Origin of the sequence: Rhodoferax sp. (genome assembly GCF_010365055.1) — a bacterium.
Classification (GTDB): domain Bacteria; phylum Pseudomonadota; class Gammaproteobacteria; order Burkholderiales; family Burkholderiaceae_C; genus Rhodoferax.
On the sequence record NZ_JAAFHA010000038.1, the window covers coordinates 1 to 19,335 of the forward strand.

Consider the following 19,335-nt stretch of genomic DNA (forward strand, 5'->3'; position numbering starts at 1 on the left):
GGTTCTTCATCGATTCCACTGTTAATTTTCATTCACTCCAGCAGAATCCAGTTTTAAAAATTGATTGACCGAGCCATGAAAGACACCGCGCTGTACGAACACCTTCTTGGCATGAAGACACCGTGGTCGGTGAAGAAAGTTGACCTGTCGTTGGCAGACCAGCGCGTGGTGGTCGAGGTTGTTCTGAAGAAGGGTCAGGTATGGGCTGACCCGACGGACGCCACCAAGCGAGCCCACATCAACGGCTGGACGGAGCGGGAATGGCGGCACTTGGACACATGCCAGTTCGAGACCCTTATCAAAGCCCGTGTTCCTCAACTCAAATACAGCGATGGCACTGTCGAGGAACTGGTTGTTCCCTGGGCAGAGCGCTACAGCCGCGTCACCACGTTGATGACCGGGTTTGTCATCAAACTGCTGCAGGCCTGTCCAACCACCCAAAGCGTGTGCACCCTTACGCGCCTGTCCTGGAGCACGGTCAACGCCATCATGGTCAGCGCCGTGAAGCGCGGCATGCTGCGTCGCACTGATGAAGAAATCTCCTATCTGGGAATCGATGAGAAGAGTTCCCAGAAGGGGCACAGCTACGTCACCATCCTGACCGACATTGACCGCTCCCGGGTGCTTGACTTGATTCCGCAGAGAAAGTTGGAGGCCGCCAAAACGTTGATCGAGACGCTCACTCCGACCCAGCGTGCATCGGTCAAAGCGGTGGCCATGGATATGTGGCCTGCCTTTATGAGTGCGACCAAGCACTGCATGCCCCAGGCTGACATCGTGCATGACAAGTTTCACGTCTCCAAGTACCTTGGTGATGCGGTGGATACGGTGCGCAAGCAAGAGCACCGCCGCCTGTCCCAAGCGGGAAACTCCCCGTTGACTGGCAGCAAGTGGGCTTGGCTCAAAAGCTATCCGGATGGACGTAGCACTGAGGCGGTTTTTTTTCGGGCCTTGAACCAGCTCAACCTCAAGACCAGCAGAGCGTGGACTATCAAGGAGAACTTCAGCCAGTTCTGGAGCTACAGCTACAAGGGCTCTGCCAAACGTTTCTTTGATGCCTGGTCCAACAATGCTATGCGTAGCCGACTGGAGCCCATCAAAAAGGTGGTCAAGATGCTGCGCCGTCACGAGACGGGCTTGCTCAACTTCAGTCAACACAAAATCAGCAATGCCTGTGCTGAAGGTTTCAACAGCGCCATCCAACTCATCAAGGCCAACGCCCGTGGGTTTCGCAACTTCACCAACTACCGGGCAAGGATTCTGTTTCATTGCGGCAAGTTGGATTTGGGTTGGGCGTGAGGAAAAATTCACAGTGAAATTAACGAAGAGCCCAGAAATTAGTTGTTTGATGGCATCGAAGACCGCAGAAAACTGCTCGTCGTAGCGCATTTCCATCGCCTCTATCCTGCGCGCGAGATCGCGGTTGGAGTCCATCAGGCGGCGCAACTGCACGAACGTGCGCATGATGGCGATATTGACCTCAACCGCACGCTGCGAACGTAAAACGCTGGACAACATGGCAACACCCTGTTCGGTGAAAGCGTAAGGGCGATACGCAATACCACGGTGCTTACGGGTACTCATCACAGTTTGTGATGAGTTGCCACCCGCCCCTTCTCCTCCCGGTACTCATCAATACTCAAATTGCGCAAGCGAGAGTCCCGTCCCTCGGCGTTGTGGACGAAGCCCACGCTGGACACAAAGGGTTCGATGATGTGAATTTTTTGCAGCGGTGTGACGATGAGCAACTGCAAATTGAGTTTTTCAAACAGCTGCAAACCATATTGCGCCGACTCGTCGGAGCCGCGCCCGAAGGCCTCGTCGATCACCACGAAGCGAAAGCTCTTCGAACGCGTTTCGCCCCAGGCCAGACCGAACTGGTAGGCCAAGCTGGCCGCCAGAATGGTGTAGGCCAGCTTTTCTTTTTGTCCGCCGGACTTGCCGCCCGAGTCGGAGTAATGCTCGTGCTCGCGGTCGTCTTCGCGCCAGCGCTCGCTGGCGGCAAACACAAACCAGTTGCGCACATCGGTGACCTTGGCCGTCCAGCGCCGGTCTTGCTCGGTTTGCCCTTCACGACCCCGCAGGCGCTCGATGATGTGCTTGACCTGCAGGAACTTGGCCTCGGAATACTGGCTGTCTTGCCCCTCCCCGCCCAAGGCACCGTCCAGACAGGTGCGCAGCTCGGTCTGGAAGTCACGCACTTCTGCGTCGGTGGCGGTTTGAAACTCCAGCGTGATGAAGCGGCCGGGGTTGTAGTCAATTTGCGTGAGCGACTGGTTGATGCGGTCTATGCGCTCTTTGATGGTTGCGCGCTCCTTGCTGAGTTGGGAGCTGAAATTGGCCACTTCGCGAATCGTGTTCTCGTTGAGCGAGCGTTTGAAGTCGGCCTCAAAGCGCGGTAAATCATCTGCCACCAGGCGCTGCAGCAAAGTGCGGTATTCATCCGCCGAGCCGACCGACACGTCCACCTCTTGCGTCTCCACGGGAAAACGGTTGCTGAAGCTGCGCATGGCATCAATGACCTTTTCCAGCACGCGCTTGGCACGACCGTCCTCGGCATCAATGGCTTTTTGCAGGCCGTCGCGCATCTCGCGCTCACGGGCGTCGCACGACTCCACGGTGAGCGCCGACATGCCCTTCATCTCGCCCTGCATCTCCTGCTGCAAGGTTTCCAGACGTGCCACCTGTTCTGAAAAACTTGCTGGCGTGTCCGCCATCAAGCCCTCGACATCGCGCCGCAACGCTTGCGCATCGGTAATTTTTTGCTGAGTTTTGGAGCGCTTGTCGCGCTGCTCGATGAGTTGCTTCTCTGTCTTTTCCAGCTCAGCTTCCAGCGTTTTCAGTTGCTGCGTCAACATGGCCAACACGTCAGAGGCGGCCTCCAGCGCGGCCCGCTCGTCCCCCAGTCGGGCGATTTCACGGGCATTGGCCTGCCAGTCCAGGTCGGTAAAGTCCTGAAACTCCACCAGTTTGGCCAGGCTTTCCATGCGCTCCCGAATGGTGGCTTGCTCTTGTTGCAGGGTGACAATCTTTCCGCCCACTTCCCCCAACCTGGCCTCCAGCACGCGCACCTTGCCTTCCAACACGCTCAGCTTGGCGGCATTGCTCCAGCCCAGCACGTAACGGCTGCGGTCGTCCAGGCGGTGGCGGTCGTCTTTCTCGTGGCGTTCCCCCCCGGCTTTGATTTGCCCGGCGCGGGTGATGGCCTTGGGCTCGGCACGAAACTGCTCTTGCGTGGTGCAACAGGCAATGTCGAACCGACGCGCCACCTCAATCTCCAGCCAGGCATAGAACGGCGAATCAGGCTTGACCGCGATCTTGCGGACCAGCGAATGCGCATGCAACTGGGGCCTATCCATACGGCCTCCTTCGCGCACCCGAAAGTACACCAAGCGCCCTTTGAGGTGGGTGTCATCCACCCACTGGGCGACCCGGGCGTAGTGCGCATCGGGCACCAGCAAGGAGAGCGCAAAGCTGTGCAGCACGCGCTCGGCTGCGCCCTCCCAGTCGCGCGCGTCGTCATGCACTTGCAACAACTCACCGGCAAACGGCATGCTGTCCTCGCGCAGGCCCAAGGCCAGGCACAGCGCGGCGCGCATGGCGATTTGCTGGGCATCAATGTTGCTGCGCCGGGCGCGCAGGCTCTTCACCTCGTCCACCAAGTCCTTGTGTTCAGAGCGTCCTTGGGCCATCTCGACACCCCGTTCGGTCAGTTCGTTTTGCAGTGCCACCTCGCGCGCGGCATCAAAGATGCGGCGCTCGGCACAGCCCTGTTGCTGGGTCTGCAGCTCTTCGCGGTTGGCCACCTGCAACAGGCCCAGGCTGCGGCGCAACTCGTCGTATCGCTTGGCATTTTTCAGGCGCTTGTCCTGCTCGGTTTGTTGACGCTTTATTTCCCCCTCAATCTGCGCGATGCGGTCGCCGCCACTTTGGGCGATGGTCAGGCGCAATTCACGCTCCTTGGATTGCTGCTCCAACTTCTGACCTTCTAAACGCTCGACCTTGGCTGACTCACTGGCCAGATTGACGCCCAGGTTTTCCAGTCGCTGATCCAGCAGCGCCCGTTTGCGGCCCGCGAACCATGGTTTGAGCGCTTCACGGCACAGGCGCAACTCCGCGACGCTTGCCACCAGGGCAGCGTGTTTGTCGCAGTCCGCCACCAAGGGAGTTAGCAAGTCCACCTGCTCTTTGGCCTTGAGCACAGCGGCGTGGGCGCGGCTCAAATCGTCAAAATGCGCCAGTAAACCCGCAATGCGCGGTGCCACGTCAAACGGCTCCAGCATGTGGTGGCGCACAAAGTCGGTCAGGTTGCCCACCGATTTCATCGACACGGTTTGGTGGAACAGCTCCAGCGCCTGCTCGCCCATGTTGCCAAAGCGGCGGCGAAAGTACGCGCTGTAGGGTGGAAAGCTGTCAAACAGGGTGACACCGCTTTTGCGCAGGCGCGTGCGCAAGGCGGGCACTGCCGTGCCAAAGTCAGAAAAATCCTCGGTCAGCGACAGCGCCTTGTCCGCCACGGCGTAAAAGCGCTCGGGCTGGCCAAACGTGTCTTTCATCCAGAAGACCTGGGCCAACGTCACTGTCTGGTCGAACCCGGCGTTGTGAAAAACACCCAGAATCACCGCGTAGTGGCTGGCATCGCGCAGCGCCACCGGCTTGGCGTTGCCACTGGTCTCATTGCGCTCGGACTTGTAATGCCCCAGCACATAAGAGCGCAGCGAGCGCTCCCGCGCATCGGCTCCCGCTGCCTTGTTGTAGGCAACGCGCTGGGGCGGCACCAGGAGCGTGGTGAGCGCGTCCACCAGCGTGGACTTGCCCGAGCCAATGTCACCGGTCAGCAAGCCGTTGCGGCCATTGAGCTCCAGCGTCCACACCCGTTTGTCGAAAGTGCCCCAGTTCAAAACCTCCAGACGCGCCAAACGAAAGCCAGCCAGGTTCTTGGCGGCACGTGGGTCTTGCTCTGGCACGCTGACGGGCCCTTCGACAGTCTCAGGGCGAACGGCAGCAAACAAGTCTTGCGTGCTCGTGTGATCACTAATCATCAAGCTTCCCGGTTTCTGCTGTGGCCAGTTGCGCCAGGTAAGCGGCCAGGCGTTGGTCGAAAGCGGCCAGCCATTGGGCATCGACAAAAGCCTTGAGAATGCGGCGCACTTCAAACACCGGTTCTTGCGCGGAGCGCGCCGATCCGCTGCCAGCGTGGTCTCTAAGGCGGCGCACAAAGCCCAGTTCAATCACCTTGTTCAACTGGGTCTCGATCTGGTCGATCAGGCGGGACTCGTTGGAGCCGGCGGGCAGAAAAACGCGCACCAGCTCCACCACCGCGCTGCGGGTCAGTATCAAGCGCGTGTCGCCGCCGCTGGCATCAAACTCGGCCAGCTTTTTGCGCAGCAGTGCCAGCAGCAGGCTGACCTGAAAACTCAAGGGCTGGCGGCGCACCAGCCTGGGTAACTTGGGTGCGCTGTCATCGGTTTGCGGCGGCGAGCGCAAAAAAGCATAGCCCTCGGCCTCGTCCACCACCAGCTCCAGCGCCAGCACCGCCACATGGTCGCGCACGCGGGCTTGCAGCGTGAGCAAAGCGGCCCATTGGGCGGCATCGTCCTCGCGGTACAGCACGCCTTTCAGCAGGGGGACAACCAGGCTGGTCAAGTCGGGTTGCGACACGCCGAGGTTTGCGGCAAGCGCATCGCCGAGAGATTCATTCGTCACGTAAACAACTCCACGGTGGACCGTCAATGCGCCAGCAACTTGACCGGCGGCTTCCAGCCTTTGGCGGTGGCCCGGCGCGCAAATTTTTTGTCGTCAAACGTGGCCATGCCGGTGCAGTGGCGGGCGGAGGCATGGTGCAAGGCATCGGCAAAGTCAAAACCGTCGCCCAGCGCTGCGGCGGCCAACTCCACCGCCACGCGGTCTTCCATGTCCACATTGGGCATCGCCAGCAAATTCGCCAGCACGGTGAGCACATCTTCGGGCGGGCTCTTGTAATAGCCTCGGAGCACCCATTCCAGCTCCAGCACGACCGACTTGCTCACGAACAACGACTTGCCGCTTTCCAAAAGCTTTTTGGCTGCAGCGCTTTGCCTTTGCGAAGGTGCATCGCTACTGGCCACGTAGTACCGGGCCAGCACGTTGGTGTCGAGGGCAATCATGGCGCGTCAGTGACCAGGCTGGCCACATCCAAGTCCACGGGCACCCCTTTGCGCCGGCTCTTGATCAGACCGAAGCCACTGGCTTGCGCCTGCCGGGATGAGCGTGCGGGCCGCAGGGCGATGTGATCCCCCTCGATTTCAAAGGTGATGGCCATGCCTTGCTTGAGCCCAAAATGTTGGCGAACATCACGCGGAATCGTGACTTGCCCCTTGCTGGTCAAAGTTGTTTGCATCGCTACGCTCCAAAAGTATTACACGGTAATACTAGCATGATTGACAACACAATTGGCAGCATCGCAGACTCTCAAATCCGCACAAAAATAACGCGCGGCAAGCGGGCACGGCGGGTGACGGGGCCGCTCGTATCGTCCGGCACCACCCAGGCCACCGTGTCCTGCGTGGACTCATCCACCACCGAGCCGGACGACTCGCTGGCCAGTTGCAGGTAGGCCACCAACTCGCCCAGGCCCTGCTGCAGCGGGCGGGTCTCCAGCAGCTCTGCCAGGGTGACCTGCGCCTGGGTTTGCAGCGACTTACGGATGTGCTTTGAGAGCGCCGCCTTATCCACCCGCACCTGGGAAAACAGGGCGGCTGCGTCCACGTCCTCATCACCCGCCTGCAAAGCCACGCTGGTCAGCACGGTGTGCAGCGGCGGCTGGTACAGGGGACGCTCCAGCGGCAAATCCACACCCGCACCGATCTCATCGATCCGCATGAAATCGCTCGCACGCAGCGCCGCCGGTGCCGCATCGCGCAGCGCCAGGGCATTGCCTTCGATGCCTCGCAAAATATCCATGATGCGGCGGTTTTCCAGCCAGGCCTTGTCGTCCAAAAAGCGGCGCAACTGCTGCGACAGCTGGGCCACGGTGCGCTGGGCGTATTCACCGGCTTCCAGCCAGTCGTAATGCACACGCTTAAGGCGTGTATCCGGCGCCAACGCAGACACCGGGGGCAGCTCCAGCACCCGCTCCAACAACTGCGTGAACTCTTCCTGGCGCGACTGCGACATCAAAAAGTCCCAAAACGCGCGAAAGCTCTTGCCCTGGTCCGAGTCCGAAATGGCATCGCGCTCGCCCATGATCTCTTGCAGCAGCGTGCCTTTGGCACCGTCCCACAAGGCAATTCGTTCGCGCACCTTGCGGTCCAGCGCGCGAAAGTTGTGCTCCACCTCCCGAAAGTCCGCCAGCAGTTCACGCGCCAAACCGGCGAACTGCTGAAAGCGGTCTCTCAAAGCCGTATCGTCCAGCAAGGCCATGTCGCCCTCCAGCGCGCGGGCGATTTCAGCGTCGATGGCATCGCGTTTTTTGTGCAGTTCGGCGATGCGGGTCTGGGGGTTGGTCTCACTGCCTTCGCTCATTTGCTTCAATAAACCAAACAAGGTGAGCAAGCGCGACTCGGTGCCGACAAAGCTGCGGTCTGACAGGCTGCCGAGCCACGCCAAAGCGCGCTCGGTGGGCGGGGTCAGGTCGAAATGGGGCTCGTCCGAGCCCGCCGGATAAAACTTGCGCAGCCAGCCCTTGTCGTTGGCGGCCCAATCGTTCAAATACTCTTGCGCCGACTTCGGGAACACCTGAGCACCCAACTGCTCGCGCAGGCCATACAGCGTGTCTTCCAGCGACTCCACCAAGTTGGACTGCGCCATCACACGTACATTGGGCACGACAAAAACCCGGTGCAAAAAACTGGCCACCAGCGGCGCAGAGTCGGCGGCCAGCAAACGCCAGGCCGGGTGTTGGCGGCGCTGCATCTCCAGGGTGGTGTAGTCGAGCTGCATGCGAATTCAGGACGGCGAAGATGGATTGGCGACGGCCAGCGCCCGCCGAATCACCGTGGTGGGCACAAACATGGACAGCCTTTGCTCTGAAAAACGCTGAAAACCATAGCGCGCATAGAACGCCGTAGCGGCTTCATGCTTGGCATCCACCACCACGGCATACACATCAATTTGCTGGGCTAGCGACACCGTCAAGTGCATGGCGTGTTGCAGCAAGGTGGCGCCAACGCCGATGCCCTGCTGCCGCAGGTCTACAGCCAAGCGCCCTATGCGCACCACGGGCACCGGGTAACGCGGCAACTGCAAGCCGGGCGGCCAGTTGTCAAAATCGATCGACGCCGAGCTGATGGCGTAGTAGCCCCGTATGCGCGTTTCACCGGGGGCACACGCGACATAGCTGCGGTTGAAATCCCGCTTGGCTTGTTGACGGGCCAGTTTTTGCAAAAAGCTGTTTAGCGCAGCTTCGCCGCAATCAAAATCGTTGCGATCATGCTCTGGACCCAAGCCCGAGATGACGACACTCATTGATTGAGACGCATCAGATCAATCAATGCCTGCGTGGGCTCAGATGGGTTGTCCAATGCTTTTAAAAACGCATCCCGATCCCGATCCGACAAGGTGATGATCTCCTGCTGCGCCAGCACCCGGCTCGCCGCCTCATAGGCATTTTGCAGCATGAAACTCGACACGGTTGAGCCCATCAAGGCGGCAGCCCGCTCAATCAGCGCCTTGGCCTCGGGGCTGGTGCGCAGGTTGATCCGCGCGGACTCGACACGCGGCGCTGGGCGTGAGTTGGCAGGTGCAGGCGCCGAGGTCGGCAAATTGTTGGCAATAGTGGCACCCATGGCAAGTCTCCTTCGATCTAGCGTACGTCATTTTGACACACAACACCAGAACTGGGCGTTTCTTCAGTCCGCGCTGCTAATTTGGCAGCGCCACCCACTGGTTGGCCAGCGGGTGAATGGTGATGCGCTGATCAAACACGGCTTCCAGCGCGCGGTGCGTGGCGGCATCCGAACAGGTGCCTTGGTGGGTGATGCGGCCTTGCGCCATGACGACCATCTCGTCGGCATGCAGCGCCATCGAAATCTCATGCAGCACGCTGACCACGGTTTTTCCTTGCGCCACCAGGGAGCGCACCATCTGCAGCCAATCGGCCTGATGCGGCGGGTCCAGGTTGGCCAACGGCTCGTCCATCAGCAGCACCTGCGCCTGCACCGCCAGGGCGCGCGCCAGCAGCACGCGCTGGCGCTCGCCGCCTGAGAGTTGCCCCAGCGTGCGGCCGCGCCAGTCCCAGGCCTGCGTGGCGCGCAGGGCCAGTTCAACGGCGGCGTGATCTGCGGCACTGGGTGCGGCCAGCCAAGCCTGGTGCGGTAAACGGCCCAGCATGGCAACGTCCCACACGGTCAAATCATCGCCGGTGACCTCGTTTTGCCCCAGCCACGCCAGTTGCTGCGCCCGCTTTTTCGCGGGCAGGGTGGCCAGCGGCTGCCCCAGCAAGGTGACACGGCCCGTGAGCGGCAACAGATGGGCCAGTACCTTGAGCAAGGTCGATTTGCCGGCACCGTTGGGGCCGACGATACTGGTCCAACGCCCAGCGGGCAGGGCCAGATCAATGTCCGTTAATACTTGAACATTTCCAAGGCTAGCCCTTATGCAGCTTGCTTTGATAGCTATTGAATACATAGCTTTGTTCATAAACCCGTACCCGACGCCGAGCGCGTGCTGCGCTGCATCAACCACAGCAAGTAGCCGCCCCCCAGCACCGCTGTCAGCACACCCACCGGCAATTCCTGCGGTGCCAGCAAGCCGCGGGCCAGCACGTCAGCCGCCATCAGCAACACGCCGCCCATCAGGCTCGAGAGAAAAATCAAACGGCGATGCGTGGTTTTGGTGACCGAGCGCACCAGGTGCGGCGCCGCCAAACCGACAAAGGCGATCAAACCGGTTTGCGCCACTGCCGCCCCGGTGGCCAAGGCCAGCACCGCCACCAGCGCGGCGCGCATCTGACTCAAAGGCAAGCCCAAGCTGGCCGCCGTGGCCTCACCCAGCGAGAGACCGTCGAGCACCGGGCTCAGCACCCAGGCCACCGCCATGCAAGCCAGCCACACGCCGACCATCAAGACCCAGGCACTCCAGCCGACGAAGCCGGTGCTGCCCAGCATGAAGGCCTGCAGTGACTGCATCACCTCTGGACTCATCAGCATGATCAGCGAGGTCATGGCCCCCAGCACCACACCGACAATGACACCGGCCAGCAACAAACGCAGCGTGTGCTGCACGCCCTGGGCCAGCAAGAGCGTGAGCAGCACCGCGCCCACCGCACCGGCAAACGCCGCACTGGTCAGCCCCAGGCGCACCAGCCACTGGGTGGCAAAGGGCGACACACCGAACAAAATGAGCGCCAGCGCCACGCCGAGCGATGCGCCGGAGGCACTGCCCAACAGGTAAGGGTCGGCCAGCGGGTTGCGAAACAAGCCCTGCGCCAGCGCCCCGGCAAGTCCCAGCAAGGCCCCGGCGGCCCAGGCACCGAGCGTGCGCGGCAGGCGAATGTCCCACACAATTTGCAGGGCGACCGGGTCGCTCCAGGCTTTGAGCACGCTCTCCAACCCGGTGCTGCCGACACTGGCGCCCAACAACACCAGCAGGACGCCAACGGAGAGCAGGCCAAGCAGCAGCCAATCGGCAGCGCGACGTTGACGGCCGATGCCGGTCATGCGGCCTTGTCCAGCAGGCACCGTGCCATCAGGCGTGCACCTTCGGCCATGCGCGGCCCCGGGCGCACCAGCACGTCAGACTGCGCCGGGGTGAAGACGCACACCCGCTGCAACCGGATGGCGCGCAGGGCGGCCCAGCCGGGTCGAGCGCTCATGCCGGAATCGGTGAAGGCGCTGACCATGATCACGTCCGGGTTGGCGCGCACCACATACTCCGGGTTGAGCAGCGGGAACGGCCCCAGACTGGCAGGCACGATATTCTTGACACCCAGGCGCGTGAGGGTTTCCCCAATGAAAGAACTCTCGCCGGCGGCGTACGGCCCGGCGTTGACCTCAAAGTAGACCCGTGTTTGTTTTAATTTGGCCGGCAGCGATTGCGCTGCGGCAGATGCCGCTGCGTCGATCACGCGCCAGTGCCGCCCGGCATCAGGCACGCCCAGCACCCCCCCAAGGATTTCGATCACCCGGCGCACGTCCGCGTGGCTCTTGGGTTCCAGTGCCAACACCTTGAGACCGAGCGACTGCAGGCGCTCCCCCGCCCGTGACGAGGTCGCCATCAGCACCAGATCGGGTTTGAGCGCCACGATGGCCTCGATATTGGGGTCGAGCCCGCCGCCGACTTGCGGCAGCTTGGTGACGCTGGCCGGGTAGTTAGAATTTCGGTCCACCCCGACCAGGTGCGCGCACTGGCCCAGCTCGCACACCGTCTCGGTCAGCGAGGGCAGCAAGCTGACGATGCGCTGCGGTGGCTGGCCCAAGGTGACTTTGATGCCGCGGTCATCGGCGACTTGCAGGGCCTGCGCCCAACCGCCCAAACCGGACAACACCAGGCACAGTGCCCTGGTCAAACAACGCCGAGTCAAGCCAGGCGGGTCGATGATCATGACGGCTTCCTCAAGGTCTGCAGCAAGCCGGGGGCAAACAAAATGACCGGCCACAAGTAACTTTCAAAACAATAGCTACTCACGATTTCTGCACGCGGGCTAGAGGCTAGTTTCTTATAAATTCCAGCATGATCTTGGCCGCCCTCTGGCTGGGTGGAATCAAGACGAGCGATTTGGCAATACTTAGCCATGCTGCTGGCTCCACGCCATCACGATGCGATGCAAATGCGCGACCCCATCGGTCAACGCCGCCGGGCCAGGCTGCAATATGTCAGCCGACTTGATCTCGAACAACTGCCCGGTCTTCACCGCCGTGACCTCGCCCCAACCCGGGCGTGCCGCCACATGTTCCGGTCGAAACTTTTTGCCGCACCAGGAGCCAATGATGATGTCGGGGTCGCGCCTGACAATCTCCGAGCCGTCGGCAATGATGCGGTTCTTGCCCAGCGACTGGGCCGCCAGTTCAGGAAAACAATCGTCACCCCCGGCCATGCCGATCAACTCGGACACCCATTGGATGGCGCTGATGTGCGGCGCATCCCACTCTTCAAAGTAGATTTTGGGTCGGCGCGGCAAATGGGCCGCCAGCCTTTGCATGGCTTGCAGATCATGCTGCATACTTTGCAGCAATGCCAAACCCTGCTCGCCCTGCCCCACCATGGCCGCCACCTGGTACAGCACCGAGAAAATCTCGGCCACGCTGCGCTGGTTAAACACCGTCACTTGCACGCCAGCGCGAATCAGGCTGCTTGCAATGTCGGCCTGCATATCGGAAAAGCCCAGCACGCAGTCCGGCGCTAACGCCAGGATCTTGTCGATCTTGGCGCTGGTGAAAGCGCTCACCCTAGGCTTCTCGTCACGCGCCCGACGCGGCCGCACCGTGTAGCCAGAGATGCCGACGATGCGTCGCTCTTGCCCCAGCAAGTAAAGCCACTCGGTGGTTTCCTCGGTCAGGCAGACGATGCGCTGGGGACCCCAACTGTCGGACTGGGTCAGGTTCATTGCGATGCTTTGTTCAGTTCAACGCCTGCAAATCAAAGCTTGGGGGTCCAAGTCACACCCAGGTACAAGCTGCGCGGTTGCTGGTTGTAGCCATACACCGTTTGATAGCTTTCATCTGTGGCGTTGTCCAGCCGTGCCTTGAGCAGCACCGTGGGCGATACCTTGTAGGCCAGCGACAAGTCAAGCACCGAATAGGCCGCCAGCGTGGTGTTGACGGTGCCGAAGGTGACCGGATCACTGTAGGCATCGGGCCTGTCGCTGCTGTATTGCAGGTCGGCACCCAAACGCCAAGGCCCGAGCGGATAGGAAATGCCCATTGACAGCAGGGTGGCTGCACGGCGTAACAAGCGCTGATTGGTGATCTCATTGACCGGGTCTTGCACCGTCAGGCTTGCGCGCACATCACTGGCACCCACACTGCCCCGGTACGACAGTTCCACGCCTGAATTGCGCGTGCGGCCTATGTTGGCAAAGGCTGAGGTGATGAAATCGTAGTTCAGCTGGTCCTGAATGCGCGTGTCGAAATAGGTCGCACGCAGCAACTGGCGGCCCGTCTCGTACTGCACACCCAGTTCGTGGCTGCGCGCCCGTTCTGGCTTGAGCAAAGGGTTGCCGTAACCGGGTGCAAACAGATAACCCAGCGGCGGTGCATTAAAAGCGCTTGAGGTGCTTGCCGTCAGTTTGAGCTGATCCGTCACTGGGTAACCGTAGCCAAGAAAACCAGTGCTTTGGCTCAAATCGCCGACCTTGTCATGGCGCACATTGAGTTGCGCATTACCGCGACCCAGTTTGCCTTCCAGCCCTGCAAACACGGCGGTGGTATCACGCGCCCGACTGTAGGGCGCGCCATAGGCAGAATCACTGCGGGTGTCGACATGCTGGCGTTGCTGCTCCAGCCCCGCACTCGCCAGCCAGTCTCCCCCCATAGCAAGGGTATTGACCCAGTTCAGTACTGTGGCGCCTGACGTAAAGCCGTCGTTGGAGTCATATAAGCCATTGTCATGGCTGGTACTTTTGTCCGACTGCTCGCTGAGCGACAAACGGCTGCGCCAGCTGCCCCAGCTGTTGTCAGTGAACAGCGTGGTCTGGCTCAAGCGAATTGTTGATGTCTGAAGGTCGGCAGGTGCGCCATAAGCGTTGTCAAAGTGGGAGTCGCCTTCAGACTGCATGAAGCGCAAACCAAATTTGTGCTCGGACGAGAGTCTGTGCACCAGGGACACATGGCTGCTGGTGTTGCGATAGCCGTCCGCGTCCGGGTTGGCACCGGACAACTGCTCGGTGTTAATGGCCGAAAACCCATCGGTGGTCACGCGCGACAGGCCCGCGCTGATTGATGTGGCGCCCAGGCTGGCACTCACGCTGCTGGAGACTTTGCGAGACGCGCGAGGCCCCACCTCAAGCGACACATTGGCCGACGGCTCACCGATGCCCGTTTTGGTAAATATCTGAATGACGCCGCCAATTGCACCTGAGCCGTAAATGGCCGACACATTGCCACGCACGATTTCAACCCGCTCGACGTTGTCAAGCATCAGGTGCTCCAGGCTTACCGCGCCAGACGAATCCTGCTTGTTTTGTGGCACCCCATCAATCAACACCAGGGTTTGCAGCGACGGGGCACCACGCATAAACACGCTGGAAACCGTGCCCATGCCGCCGTTTTGAGTGCGCTGCAAGCCGGCTTCACGTTGCAGCAACGTGACCAGGTCGCTTGCTTGGGAGCGCTCGATGTCTTGTCGGCTGATGACGGTGGTGTGCGGCAAGGCCGACCCAAGCAACTGCTCGTTGCGGCTAGCGGTCACCACCACCTCGTTCAACAGCACCTCGGTCTGGCCTTGAGCCAGCACCGAAGAGGCAGAAAAAGCCGCCAGAACAGCCAAAACAGGCGTACAGAAGCGCACGGATGCGCGACCGCGCTTGGAAAATACAGAAGTCTTCATAGTTGAGAAATGGAACCATCAAAAAGCCCTCACCGTCGTCCCCGACGGTGCCTGAGCGTCACGGTTTCACGCCAGGCGTGCAACCACCGTGTTGGCCGGTATCCGGGCTGGTGGATGCAACCTCCATCGCCTTCCCAAGCGCGTGTTCAAAACGCTCAGTGGCTGTGATGGAAGCGGCGTCTTGCGACGCGTCCACTTACCGTTGCGGGGGCAGCGCAGGTTAGCCAGACCGCTCGGCACTTCGACAAGCTCAGTGCGAACGGCGTGACCTCCTGCTTCCCGTTGAACTGCGGCGTGTGAACCACACCGCGAGCACCAACGCGGTGGATTCTACAACCGAGCGCTTCGGCAAACCCTACAATGACGGCCTATGTCGAACCCCTCCCAAATCGACCAAATCGCCGAGCGTGTCGAGCGATTGCTCGTCCGCTACGAAGAACTGCAGCGCACCAACACCTTGCTCAGCGAGCAGGTCAAGTCCCTGTCTCAAGAGCGCGACTCCCTGAAATCCCGACTCAGTGCGGCCCGCGCCCGGGTCGACGCACTGCTGCAACGTTTGCCAGACGCGACAGCTGGCCAAGCGCACAAAGGGACAGAATGAAACAGCTCGAAGTTCAAATCATGGGGCAAGCGTATCTGCTGGGTTGTCCCGATGGGGGCGACGCCCGTCTGCTGGAAGCCGTGGAGAAGGTTGACACCGCCATGTGCAAGATTCGCGACGGTGGCAAAGTGAGGGCGCGCGATCGCATCGCGGTGCTGGCCGCGCTCAACCTCGCCTTTGATCTGGCCGACAAGGGCTCAAACATCGCCCAAGCGCCGGCCCATTCAGCTTCATTTCACTCGGCAGTAAATCCGACCCAAGGCGAACCAACGCCAGACGAAAACCTGCTGATGGCTTCGTTGCTGGAGCGACTTGATGTCGCGCTGGGCACAGATGGTCGCCTGCTCTGATCGCCGAATTTTTTTGTGCACAATTTCGATTCAAGCTCTACAATATTCTTGTCTGCAGTGTTCGCCGGGCTTTATAGTTCCTTGAACCAATGCTCTTAGAGCCCGGGCTTGGAATATCGCCAGTCAAGCGTGATCATCTCGCGTTAGATGAACCCAATGACCAGCTGACCTCGCCCACCTGAACCCCGGTTCAGGATGCCGGTCCGGTGACTCTGCAGACACCTTTCCCCCCCCCTCCCCTTTGCATGACTTTTGAACCAACCCTGATCGTTGAACTCGCTATTCTAGGGCTGGGCACGGGCTTTTTGGCGGGCCTGCTGGGCATTGGCGGGGGAATGATGATGGTGCCCTTCATCACGATCATCCTGGCCGGGCGCGGGGTGAGCCCGAACCTTGCGGTCAAGATGGCGATTGCCACTTCCATGGCCACCATCCTCTTCACCTCACTGTCAAGCGTGCGCGCCCATCACAAGCGCGGTGCCGTGCGCTGGGATCTGGTCAGGGGCCTGGCGCCGGGCATCATATTGGGCGGCGCCGTGGCCAGCCTGGGCGTTTTTGCCCTGCTCAAGGGCTCCTGGTTGGCGCTGCTCTTTGCCGCCTTCGTGGGCTTTTCTGCCACCCAGATGTTTCTGGACAGAAAGCCCAAGCCAACCAGACAGGTGCCGGGCACAGGTGGGCTGGTGGGTGCCGGTGGCGTCATCGGCTTCCTGTCGGGGCTGGTCGGGGCCGGTGGCGGCTTTGTCAGCGTGCCCTTCATGACCTGGTGCAACGTCGCCATCCATAACGCGGTAGCCACTTCTGCTGCACTTGGCTTCCCCATTGCGTTGGCCAACGTGGTGGGTTACGTCATCAGTGGCCAGAGTGTGCAAAACCTGCCGTTGTATTCATTTGGCTACATCTGGCTGCCGGCGCTGGGGGTGATTGCATCCTGCAGCGTCCTGACCGCGCCGCTGGGCGCACGAGCCGCCCACACCTTGCCGGTGAAACAACTCAAACGCGTCTTTGCGAGCATCTTGTACCTGTTGGCGGCTTACATGCTGTACCGAGGACTGATCAGCCTGTGACGCGGTCTGGTGCCTGGCGCACGGTGGGCTAGGCTCGCGACGACTAATGTATAACGGTCCACCTCCGAAAGAAATCCCCATGACTTACAAAATTGAGAAGACCGACGCACAGTGGCAGGCCCTTCTGGCCGCCAAAGGCGCCGAGCCGTTGGCGTTTGAAGTCACCCGCCATGAAGCCACCGAACGAGCCTACACTGGCAAGCTCGAAGGCAACCAGGCAGCCGGCACTTACAGCTGCATTTGCTGCGACAGACCCTTGTTTGACTCAAGTACCAAGTTTGAATCCCATTGCGGCTGGCCCAGCTATTTCCAGCCCATCGACGAGGCGGCCGTGGCGACCAAGACGGACGGCAAGATGGGGATGCAACGCACCGAGGTGCATTGCCCCGACTGCGGCGCGCATCTGGGCCATGTATTTCAAGACGGCCCGGCCCCGACCGGCTTGCGCTACTGCATGAACTCAGCCTCGCTAAAATTCACCCCACATGAAAATACTGATTGATTTCTTCCCCATCCTGCTGTTTTTTGGCGCCTACAAGGCCTATGACATCTACGTCGGCACCGCCGTCCTGATGGCCGCCACCGTGATCCAAATGGGCCTGATCTACACGCTGGACCGCAAACTCACGGTCATGCACAAGATCACACTGGCGCTGGTGCTGATCTTTGGCGCTTTGACCCTCGTACTGCATGACGAACGTTTTATCAAATGGAAGCCCACCGTGCTCTACGCCGCCATGGGCATCGCCCTGGCGCTGGCGGTCTGGGTCTGGAAGAAAAACTTCCTCAAGCTGATGCTGGGAAGCCAGCTTGAATTGCCCGATCGGGTGTGGATGCGGCTCAACCTGGTCTGGGTGGTGTATTGCCTCTTTATGTCGCTGATCAACGCCTACGTGGCGGCCTACTACAGCACCGAAGCCTGGGTCAATTTCAAGCTCTGGGGCTATGCGTTTCCACTGGTCTTTATCGTCGCCCAGGGCTTCTATATTTCGCGCTACCTCAAAGCCGACGAGCCCAAGACCTGAACCCCATGACTCCATGCGCCTCCCCCATGACCGACACGCCCGCCACCGTCCCCACCGCACAGCTGCTTGACCAGCGTTTGCGCGACATTCTGCAACCTAGTGCGCTGGAAGTGATCGATGAAAGCTGTCAGCACCACGGCCACGCCGGCGCCAACGGCAGCGGTTTTGGCACCCATTTTCGGGTGCGAATCACTTCACACTTATTTACCGGCAAGTCAATCGTGATGCGACACCGCCTTGTGTATGATGCGCTGCACGATTTCATGGCGGGCGGCTTGCACGCGCTGGCCATTGAAGCCCAAGCACCCACTGTTTGAGCGCTTTTTTAAACTTTGTTAACCAGGGATCCTGAATGAAAATGAAATTTCTGTCCGCCATTGCCGCCGCTGCGCTCTTGAGCACGCTGGCACCGACGGTATTGGCCCAAAACGTGGCCATCGTCAATGGCAAGGCGGTGCCCCTGGCGCGCGTGGACGCGCTGGCCCAGCAAGTGGCTCGCTCGGGCCGCCCGGTCACACCTGAAATGCAGGGGCAATTGAAAGAGGAAGTGATTGCACGTGAAATCTTCATGCAAGAGGCCAAAAAACAGGGTCTTGACACCACGGAAGACTTCAGGACCCAAATGGAATTGGCACGCCAAACGCTGCTGATCCGGGAACTGTTTGCCAACTATCAAAAAACCAGTCCTGTCACCGATGCCGACATCCAGGCCGAATACGACAAGTTCGCAGCCGCCAACAGTGGCAAGGAATACCGTGCTCGTCACATCCTGGTTGAAAAAGAGGACGAAGCCAAAGCCATCATTGCCCAGCTGAAAAAGGGTGGCAAATTTGACGAAATCGCCAAGAAGTCCAGCAAAGACCCGGGCTCTGGCGCCAATGGCGGCGATCTCGATTGGGCGAACCCCAGCAACTACGTGCCTGAATTCTCGCAAGCCCTGATCAAGCTGACCAAGGGCCAGACGACCGAGGCCCCCGTCAAGTCACAGTTTGGCTACCACATCATCCGCTTGGACGATGTGCGCGAGGCCCAATTGCCCAAATTTGACGACGTCAAACCGCAAATTGCACAGCAACTGCAGCAGCAAAAAATGACCAAGTACCAGGAAGAACTGCGCGCCAAGGCCAAAATCGAATAAGCCTGCAAGCACCTTAATATAAAAGCGGCCTCGGCCGCTTTTTTTACGGCCGCTGCGGTTTCAATGAGCTGTTGGCCCAAGAAATCACGGAACCCCAGCCCCGATGCGGCTTATGACAGGTCCATCAATGGCAGTTTGAGTCGTCAAGAGTCATTCATTGACATGCCATCAAATGATGGCGGCACCTTTGATGCCGCGTAGAGGCACTATTTTTTAGCACGGATATAGGCATCCATGCCACCGTGCAGGATGCGCACATTCTCGTATCCAGCGATCCGAAGTGCCATGGCCACTTGCCCCGAGAATGACCCCGTGTTGCAGTAAGCCAGCACAGTCTTATCTTTGGGCAGTTTGGCACGTTCCGCAAATACGCGGCGCCACTCGATGTTGACCGCGCCGGGAATGTGCGCCTTGGCATACTGACCGGCATCGCGCACATCCAGCACATAAAGCTTGTTCCAGTCTTCGGCTGCAAGTTGATCAACAGCGATGGTGCCGCTGTTGTAGTCCACGAACTCGAAGTAAGACTCCAAGGCATCCGTCGTGGGCTTGTCCATCTGGGCCAAGACGGCGCTGGGCAAAAGAATGGAGGTCGCTAAAAAAGCAGTGGCCATCGCGGTATGCCTGAATGATTTGATGAGGGCAGTTTTTTGCATGCTCAGTCTCTTGTATTGTGATTTTTGCCACTGGGTTT

General features: G+C 60.2%; 22 protein-coding genes and 1 riboswitch. Of the genes, 9 read left to right on the forward strand and 13 right to left on the reverse strand.

The window, feature by feature from the left end; genetic code table 11:
• Window positions 1-75 precede the first annotated feature (75 nt).
• Together GZ093_RS10400 and GZ093_RS10405 are read left to right on the forward strand one after the other, a co-directional pair.
• Complete coding sequence (locus tag GZ093_RS10400; RefSeq protein WP_296485614.1) at window positions 76-1,299, forward strand: ISL3 family transposase; 1,224 nt, start codon at window positions 76-78, stop codon at window positions 1,297-1,299.
• 42 nt (window positions 1,300-1,341) lie between these two features.
• On the forward strand, window positions 1,342-1,503 hold the full coding sequence (locus GZ093_RS10405) for a hypothetical protein (RefSeq protein ID WP_296485615.1): 162 nt from the start codon (window positions 1,342-1,344) through the stop codon (window positions 1,501-1,503).
• Window positions 1,504-1,583: 80 nt separating this feature from the next.
• Here GZ093_RS10405 and GZ093_RS10410 read toward each other — a convergent pair whose 3' ends face one another.
• The 12 genes from GZ093_RS10410 to GZ093_RS10465 form a co-directional block, all read right to left on the reverse strand.
• Window positions 1,584-5,042 (reverse strand): SbcC/MukB-like Walker B domain-containing protein, encoded by a 3,459-nt coding sequence (locus tag GZ093_RS10410; RefSeq protein ID WP_296485617.1) that lies wholly within the window; start codon window positions 5,040-5,042, stop codon window positions 1,584-1,586.
• Entirely contained in the window at window positions 5,035-5,706 is a 672-nt protein-coding gene (locus tag GZ093_RS10415; RefSeq protein ID WP_296485618.1) for a DUF4194 domain-containing protein, read from the reverse strand. The genes GZ093_RS10410 and GZ093_RS10415 overlap by 8 nt, the downstream gene beginning before the upstream one ends.
• A gap of 23 nt (window positions 5,707-5,729) precedes the next feature.
• The gene (locus tag GZ093_RS10420; protein ID WP_296485619.1) at window positions 5,730-6,146 is read right to left on the reverse strand and encodes a type II toxin-antitoxin system VapC family toxin; all 417 of its coding nucleotides are present in this window, start codon (window positions 6,144-6,146) and stop codon (window positions 5,730-5,732) included.
• On the reverse strand, window positions 6,143-6,379 hold the full coding sequence (locus GZ093_RS10425) for an AbrB/MazE/SpoVT family DNA-binding domain-containing protein (RefSeq protein ID WP_296485620.1): 237 nt from the start codon (window positions 6,377-6,379) through the stop codon (window positions 6,143-6,145). The genes GZ093_RS10420 and GZ093_RS10425 overlap by 4 nt, the downstream gene beginning before the upstream one ends.
• 71 nt (window positions 6,380-6,450) lie before the next feature.
• The gene (locus GZ093_RS10430; RefSeq protein WP_296485622.1) at window positions 6,451-7,920 is read right to left on the reverse strand and encodes a DUF3375 domain-containing protein; all 1,470 of its coding nucleotides are present in this window, start codon (window positions 7,918-7,920) and stop codon (window positions 6,451-6,453) included.
• Between the two features lie 6 nt (window positions 7,921-7,926).
• Window positions 7,927-8,445, reverse strand: coding sequence for a GNAT family N-acetyltransferase (locus tag GZ093_RS10435; protein ID WP_296485623.1), 519 nt, complete (start codon window positions 8,443-8,445; stop codon window positions 7,927-7,929).
• A complete protein-coding gene (locus GZ093_RS10440) occupies window positions 8,442-8,765 on the reverse strand; it encodes a DUF1778 domain-containing protein (RefSeq protein ID WP_296485625.1) in 324 nt (107 codons plus the stop codon). Before GZ093_RS10440 ends, GZ093_RS10435 begins: the two co-directional genes overlap by 4 nt.
• A 76-nt stretch (window positions 8,766-8,841) precedes the next feature.
• Window positions 8,842-9,606: an ABC transporter ATP-binding protein gene (locus GZ093_RS10445; protein WP_296485672.1), complete on the reverse strand. Its 765-nt coding sequence runs from the start codon at window positions 9,604-9,606 to the stop codon at window positions 8,842-8,844.
• Between the two features lie 8 nt (window positions 9,607-9,614).
• The gene (locus GZ093_RS10450; protein WP_296485626.1) at window positions 9,615-10,637 is read right to left on the reverse strand and encodes an iron ABC transporter permease; all 1,023 of its coding nucleotides are present in this window, start codon (window positions 10,635-10,637) and stop codon (window positions 9,615-9,617) included.
• Window positions 10,634-11,521: a helical backbone metal receptor gene (locus GZ093_RS10455; RefSeq protein WP_296485628.1), complete on the reverse strand. Its 888-nt coding sequence runs from the start codon at window positions 11,519-11,521 to the stop codon at window positions 10,634-10,636. Before GZ093_RS10455 ends, GZ093_RS10450 begins: the two co-directional genes overlap by 4 nt.
• 183 nt (window positions 11,522-11,704) lie before the next feature.
• A complete protein-coding gene (locus tag GZ093_RS10460) occupies window positions 11,705-12,523 on the reverse strand; it encodes an ABC transporter substrate-binding protein (protein WP_296485629.1) in 819 nt (272 codons plus the stop codon).
• 32 nt (window positions 12,524-12,555) lie between these two features.
• Window positions 12,556-14,463 (reverse strand): TonB-dependent receptor, encoded by a 1,908-nt coding sequence (locus GZ093_RS10465; protein ID WP_296485630.1) that lies wholly within the window; start codon window positions 14,461-14,463, stop codon window positions 12,556-12,558.
• Between the two features lie 75 nt (window positions 14,464-14,538).
• A riboswitch (cobalamin riboswitch) is annotated at window positions 14,539-14,798 on the reverse strand.
• Window positions 14,799-14,833: 35 nt separating this feature from the next.
• Between GZ093_RS10465 and zapB the strand changes: the two genes are divergently transcribed.
• The 7 genes from zapB to GZ093_RS10500 all read left to right on the forward strand — a co-directional run bounded on the left by zapB (window position 14,834) and on the right by GZ093_RS10500 (window position 18,641).
• Window positions 14,834-15,064 (forward strand): cell division protein ZapB, encoded by a 231-nt coding sequence (zapB, locus tag GZ093_RS10470; protein ID WP_296485632.1) that lies wholly within the window; start codon window positions 14,834-14,836, stop codon window positions 15,062-15,064.
• A complete protein-coding gene (locus GZ093_RS10475) occupies window positions 15,061-15,414 on the forward strand; it encodes a cell division protein ZapA (RefSeq protein WP_296485634.1) in 354 nt (117 codons plus the stop codon). The genes zapB and GZ093_RS10475 overlap by 4 nt, the downstream gene beginning before the upstream one ends.
• Window positions 15,415-15,659: 245 nt before the next feature.
• Complete coding sequence (locus tag GZ093_RS10480; RefSeq protein ID WP_296485636.1) at window positions 15,660-16,478, forward strand: sulfite exporter TauE/SafE family protein; 819 nt, start codon at window positions 15,660-15,662, stop codon at window positions 16,476-16,478.
• A gap of 79 nt (window positions 16,479-16,557) precedes the next feature.
• The gene (msrB, locus tag GZ093_RS10485) at window positions 16,558-16,980 is read left to right on the forward strand and encodes a peptide-methionine (R)-S-oxide reductase MsrB (protein ID WP_296485638.1); all 423 of its coding nucleotides are present in this window, start codon (window positions 16,558-16,560) and stop codon (window positions 16,978-16,980) included.
• Entirely contained in the window at window positions 16,964-17,503 is a 540-nt protein-coding gene (locus GZ093_RS10490; protein WP_296485639.1) for a septation protein A, read from the forward strand. The genes msrB and GZ093_RS10490 overlap by 17 nt, the downstream gene beginning before the upstream one ends.
• Before the next feature lie 26 nt (window positions 17,504-17,529).
• Window positions 17,530-17,820, forward strand: coding sequence for a BolA family protein (locus GZ093_RS10495; protein ID WP_296485640.1), 291 nt, complete (start codon window positions 17,530-17,532; stop codon window positions 17,818-17,820).
• A gap of 35 nt (window positions 17,821-17,855) precedes the next feature.
• Window positions 17,856-18,641 carry a peptidylprolyl isomerase gene (locus GZ093_RS10500; protein WP_296485641.1) on the forward strand — a complete coding sequence of 262 codons (786 nt, stop codon included), beginning with the start codon at window positions 17,856-17,858 and terminating at the stop codon, window positions 18,639-18,641.
• A gap of 206 nt (window positions 18,642-18,847) precedes the next feature.
• Here the strand turns inward: GZ093_RS10500 and GZ093_RS10505 are convergent, their stop codons facing one another.
• Window positions 18,848-19,297, reverse strand: a complete 450-nt coding sequence (locus tag GZ093_RS10505; RefSeq protein ID WP_296485643.1) for a rhodanese-like domain-containing protein — start codon at window positions 19,295-19,297, stop codon at window positions 18,848-18,850.
• Between the last annotated feature and the right edge of the window lie 38 nt (window positions 19,298-19,335).

Coding starts and splice junctions, on each gene's coding strand:
- GZ093_RS10400 (WP_296485614.1), top strand. CDS start 76: ATGAAAGACACCGCGCTGTACGAACACCTTCTTGGCATGAAGACACCG.
- GZ093_RS10410 (WP_296485617.1), bottom strand. CDS start 5,042: ATGATTAGTGATCACACGAGCACGCAAGACTTGTTTGCTGCCGTTCGC.
- GZ093_RS10420 (WP_296485619.1), bottom strand. CDS start 6,146: ATGATTGCCCTCGACACCAACGTGCTGGCCCGGTACTACGTGGCCAGT.
- GZ093_RS10425 (WP_296485620.1), bottom strand. CDS start 6,379: ATGCAAACAACTTTGACCAGCAAGGGGCAAGTCACGATTCCGCGTGAT.
- GZ093_RS10430 (WP_296485622.1), bottom strand. CDS start 7,920: ATGCAGCTCGACTACACCACCCTGGAGATGCAGCGCCGCCAACACCCG.
- GZ093_RS10435 (WP_296485623.1), bottom strand. CDS start 8,445: ATGAGTGTCGTCATCTCGGGCTTGGGTCCAGAGCATGATCGCAACGAT.
- GZ093_RS10440 (WP_296485625.1), bottom strand. CDS start 8,765: ATGGGTGCCACTATTGCCAACAATTTGCCGACCTCGGCGCCTGCACCT.
- GZ093_RS10445 (WP_296485672.1), bottom strand. CDS start 9,606: ATGTATTCAATAGCTATCAAAGCAAGCTGCATAAGGGCTAGCCTTGGA.
- GZ093_RS10450 (WP_296485626.1), bottom strand. CDS start 10,637: ATGACCGGCATCGGCCGTCAACGTCGCGCTGCCGATTGGCTGCTGCTT.
- GZ093_RS10455 (WP_296485628.1), bottom strand. CDS start 11,521: ATGATCATCGACCCGCCTGGCTTGACTCGGCGTTGTTTGACCAGGGCA.
- GZ093_RS10460 (WP_296485629.1), bottom strand. CDS start 12,523: ATGAACCTGACCCAGTCCGACAGTTGGGGTCCCCAGCGCATCGTCTGC.
- GZ093_RS10465 (WP_296485630.1), bottom strand. CDS start 14,463: ATGAAGACTTCTGTATTTTCCAAGCGCGGTCGCGCATCCGTGCGCTTC.
- zapB (WP_296485632.1), top strand. CDS start 14,834: ATGTCGAACCCCTCCCAAATCGACCAAATCGCCGAGCGTGTCGAGCGA.
- GZ093_RS10475 (WP_296485634.1), top strand. CDS start 15,061: ATGAAACAGCTCGAAGTTCAAATCATGGGGCAAGCGTATCTGCTGGGT.
- GZ093_RS10480 (WP_296485636.1), top strand. CDS start 15,660: ATGACTTTTGAACCAACCCTGATCGTTGAACTCGCTATTCTAGGGCTG.
- msrB (WP_296485638.1), top strand. CDS start 16,558: ATGACTTACAAAATTGAGAAGACCGACGCACAGTGGCAGGCCCTTCTG.
- GZ093_RS10490 (WP_296485639.1), top strand. CDS start 16,964: ATGAAAATACTGATTGATTTCTTCCCCATCCTGCTGTTTTTTGGCGCC.
- GZ093_RS10495 (WP_296485640.1), top strand. CDS start 17,530: ATGACCGACACGCCCGCCACCGTCCCCACCGCACAGCTGCTTGACCAG.
- GZ093_RS10500 (WP_296485641.1), top strand. CDS start 17,856: ATGAAAATGAAATTTCTGTCCGCCATTGCCGCCGCTGCGCTCTTGAGC.
- GZ093_RS10505 (WP_296485643.1), bottom strand. CDS start 19,297: ATGCAAAAAACTGCCCTCATCAAATCATTCAGGCATACCGCGATGGCC.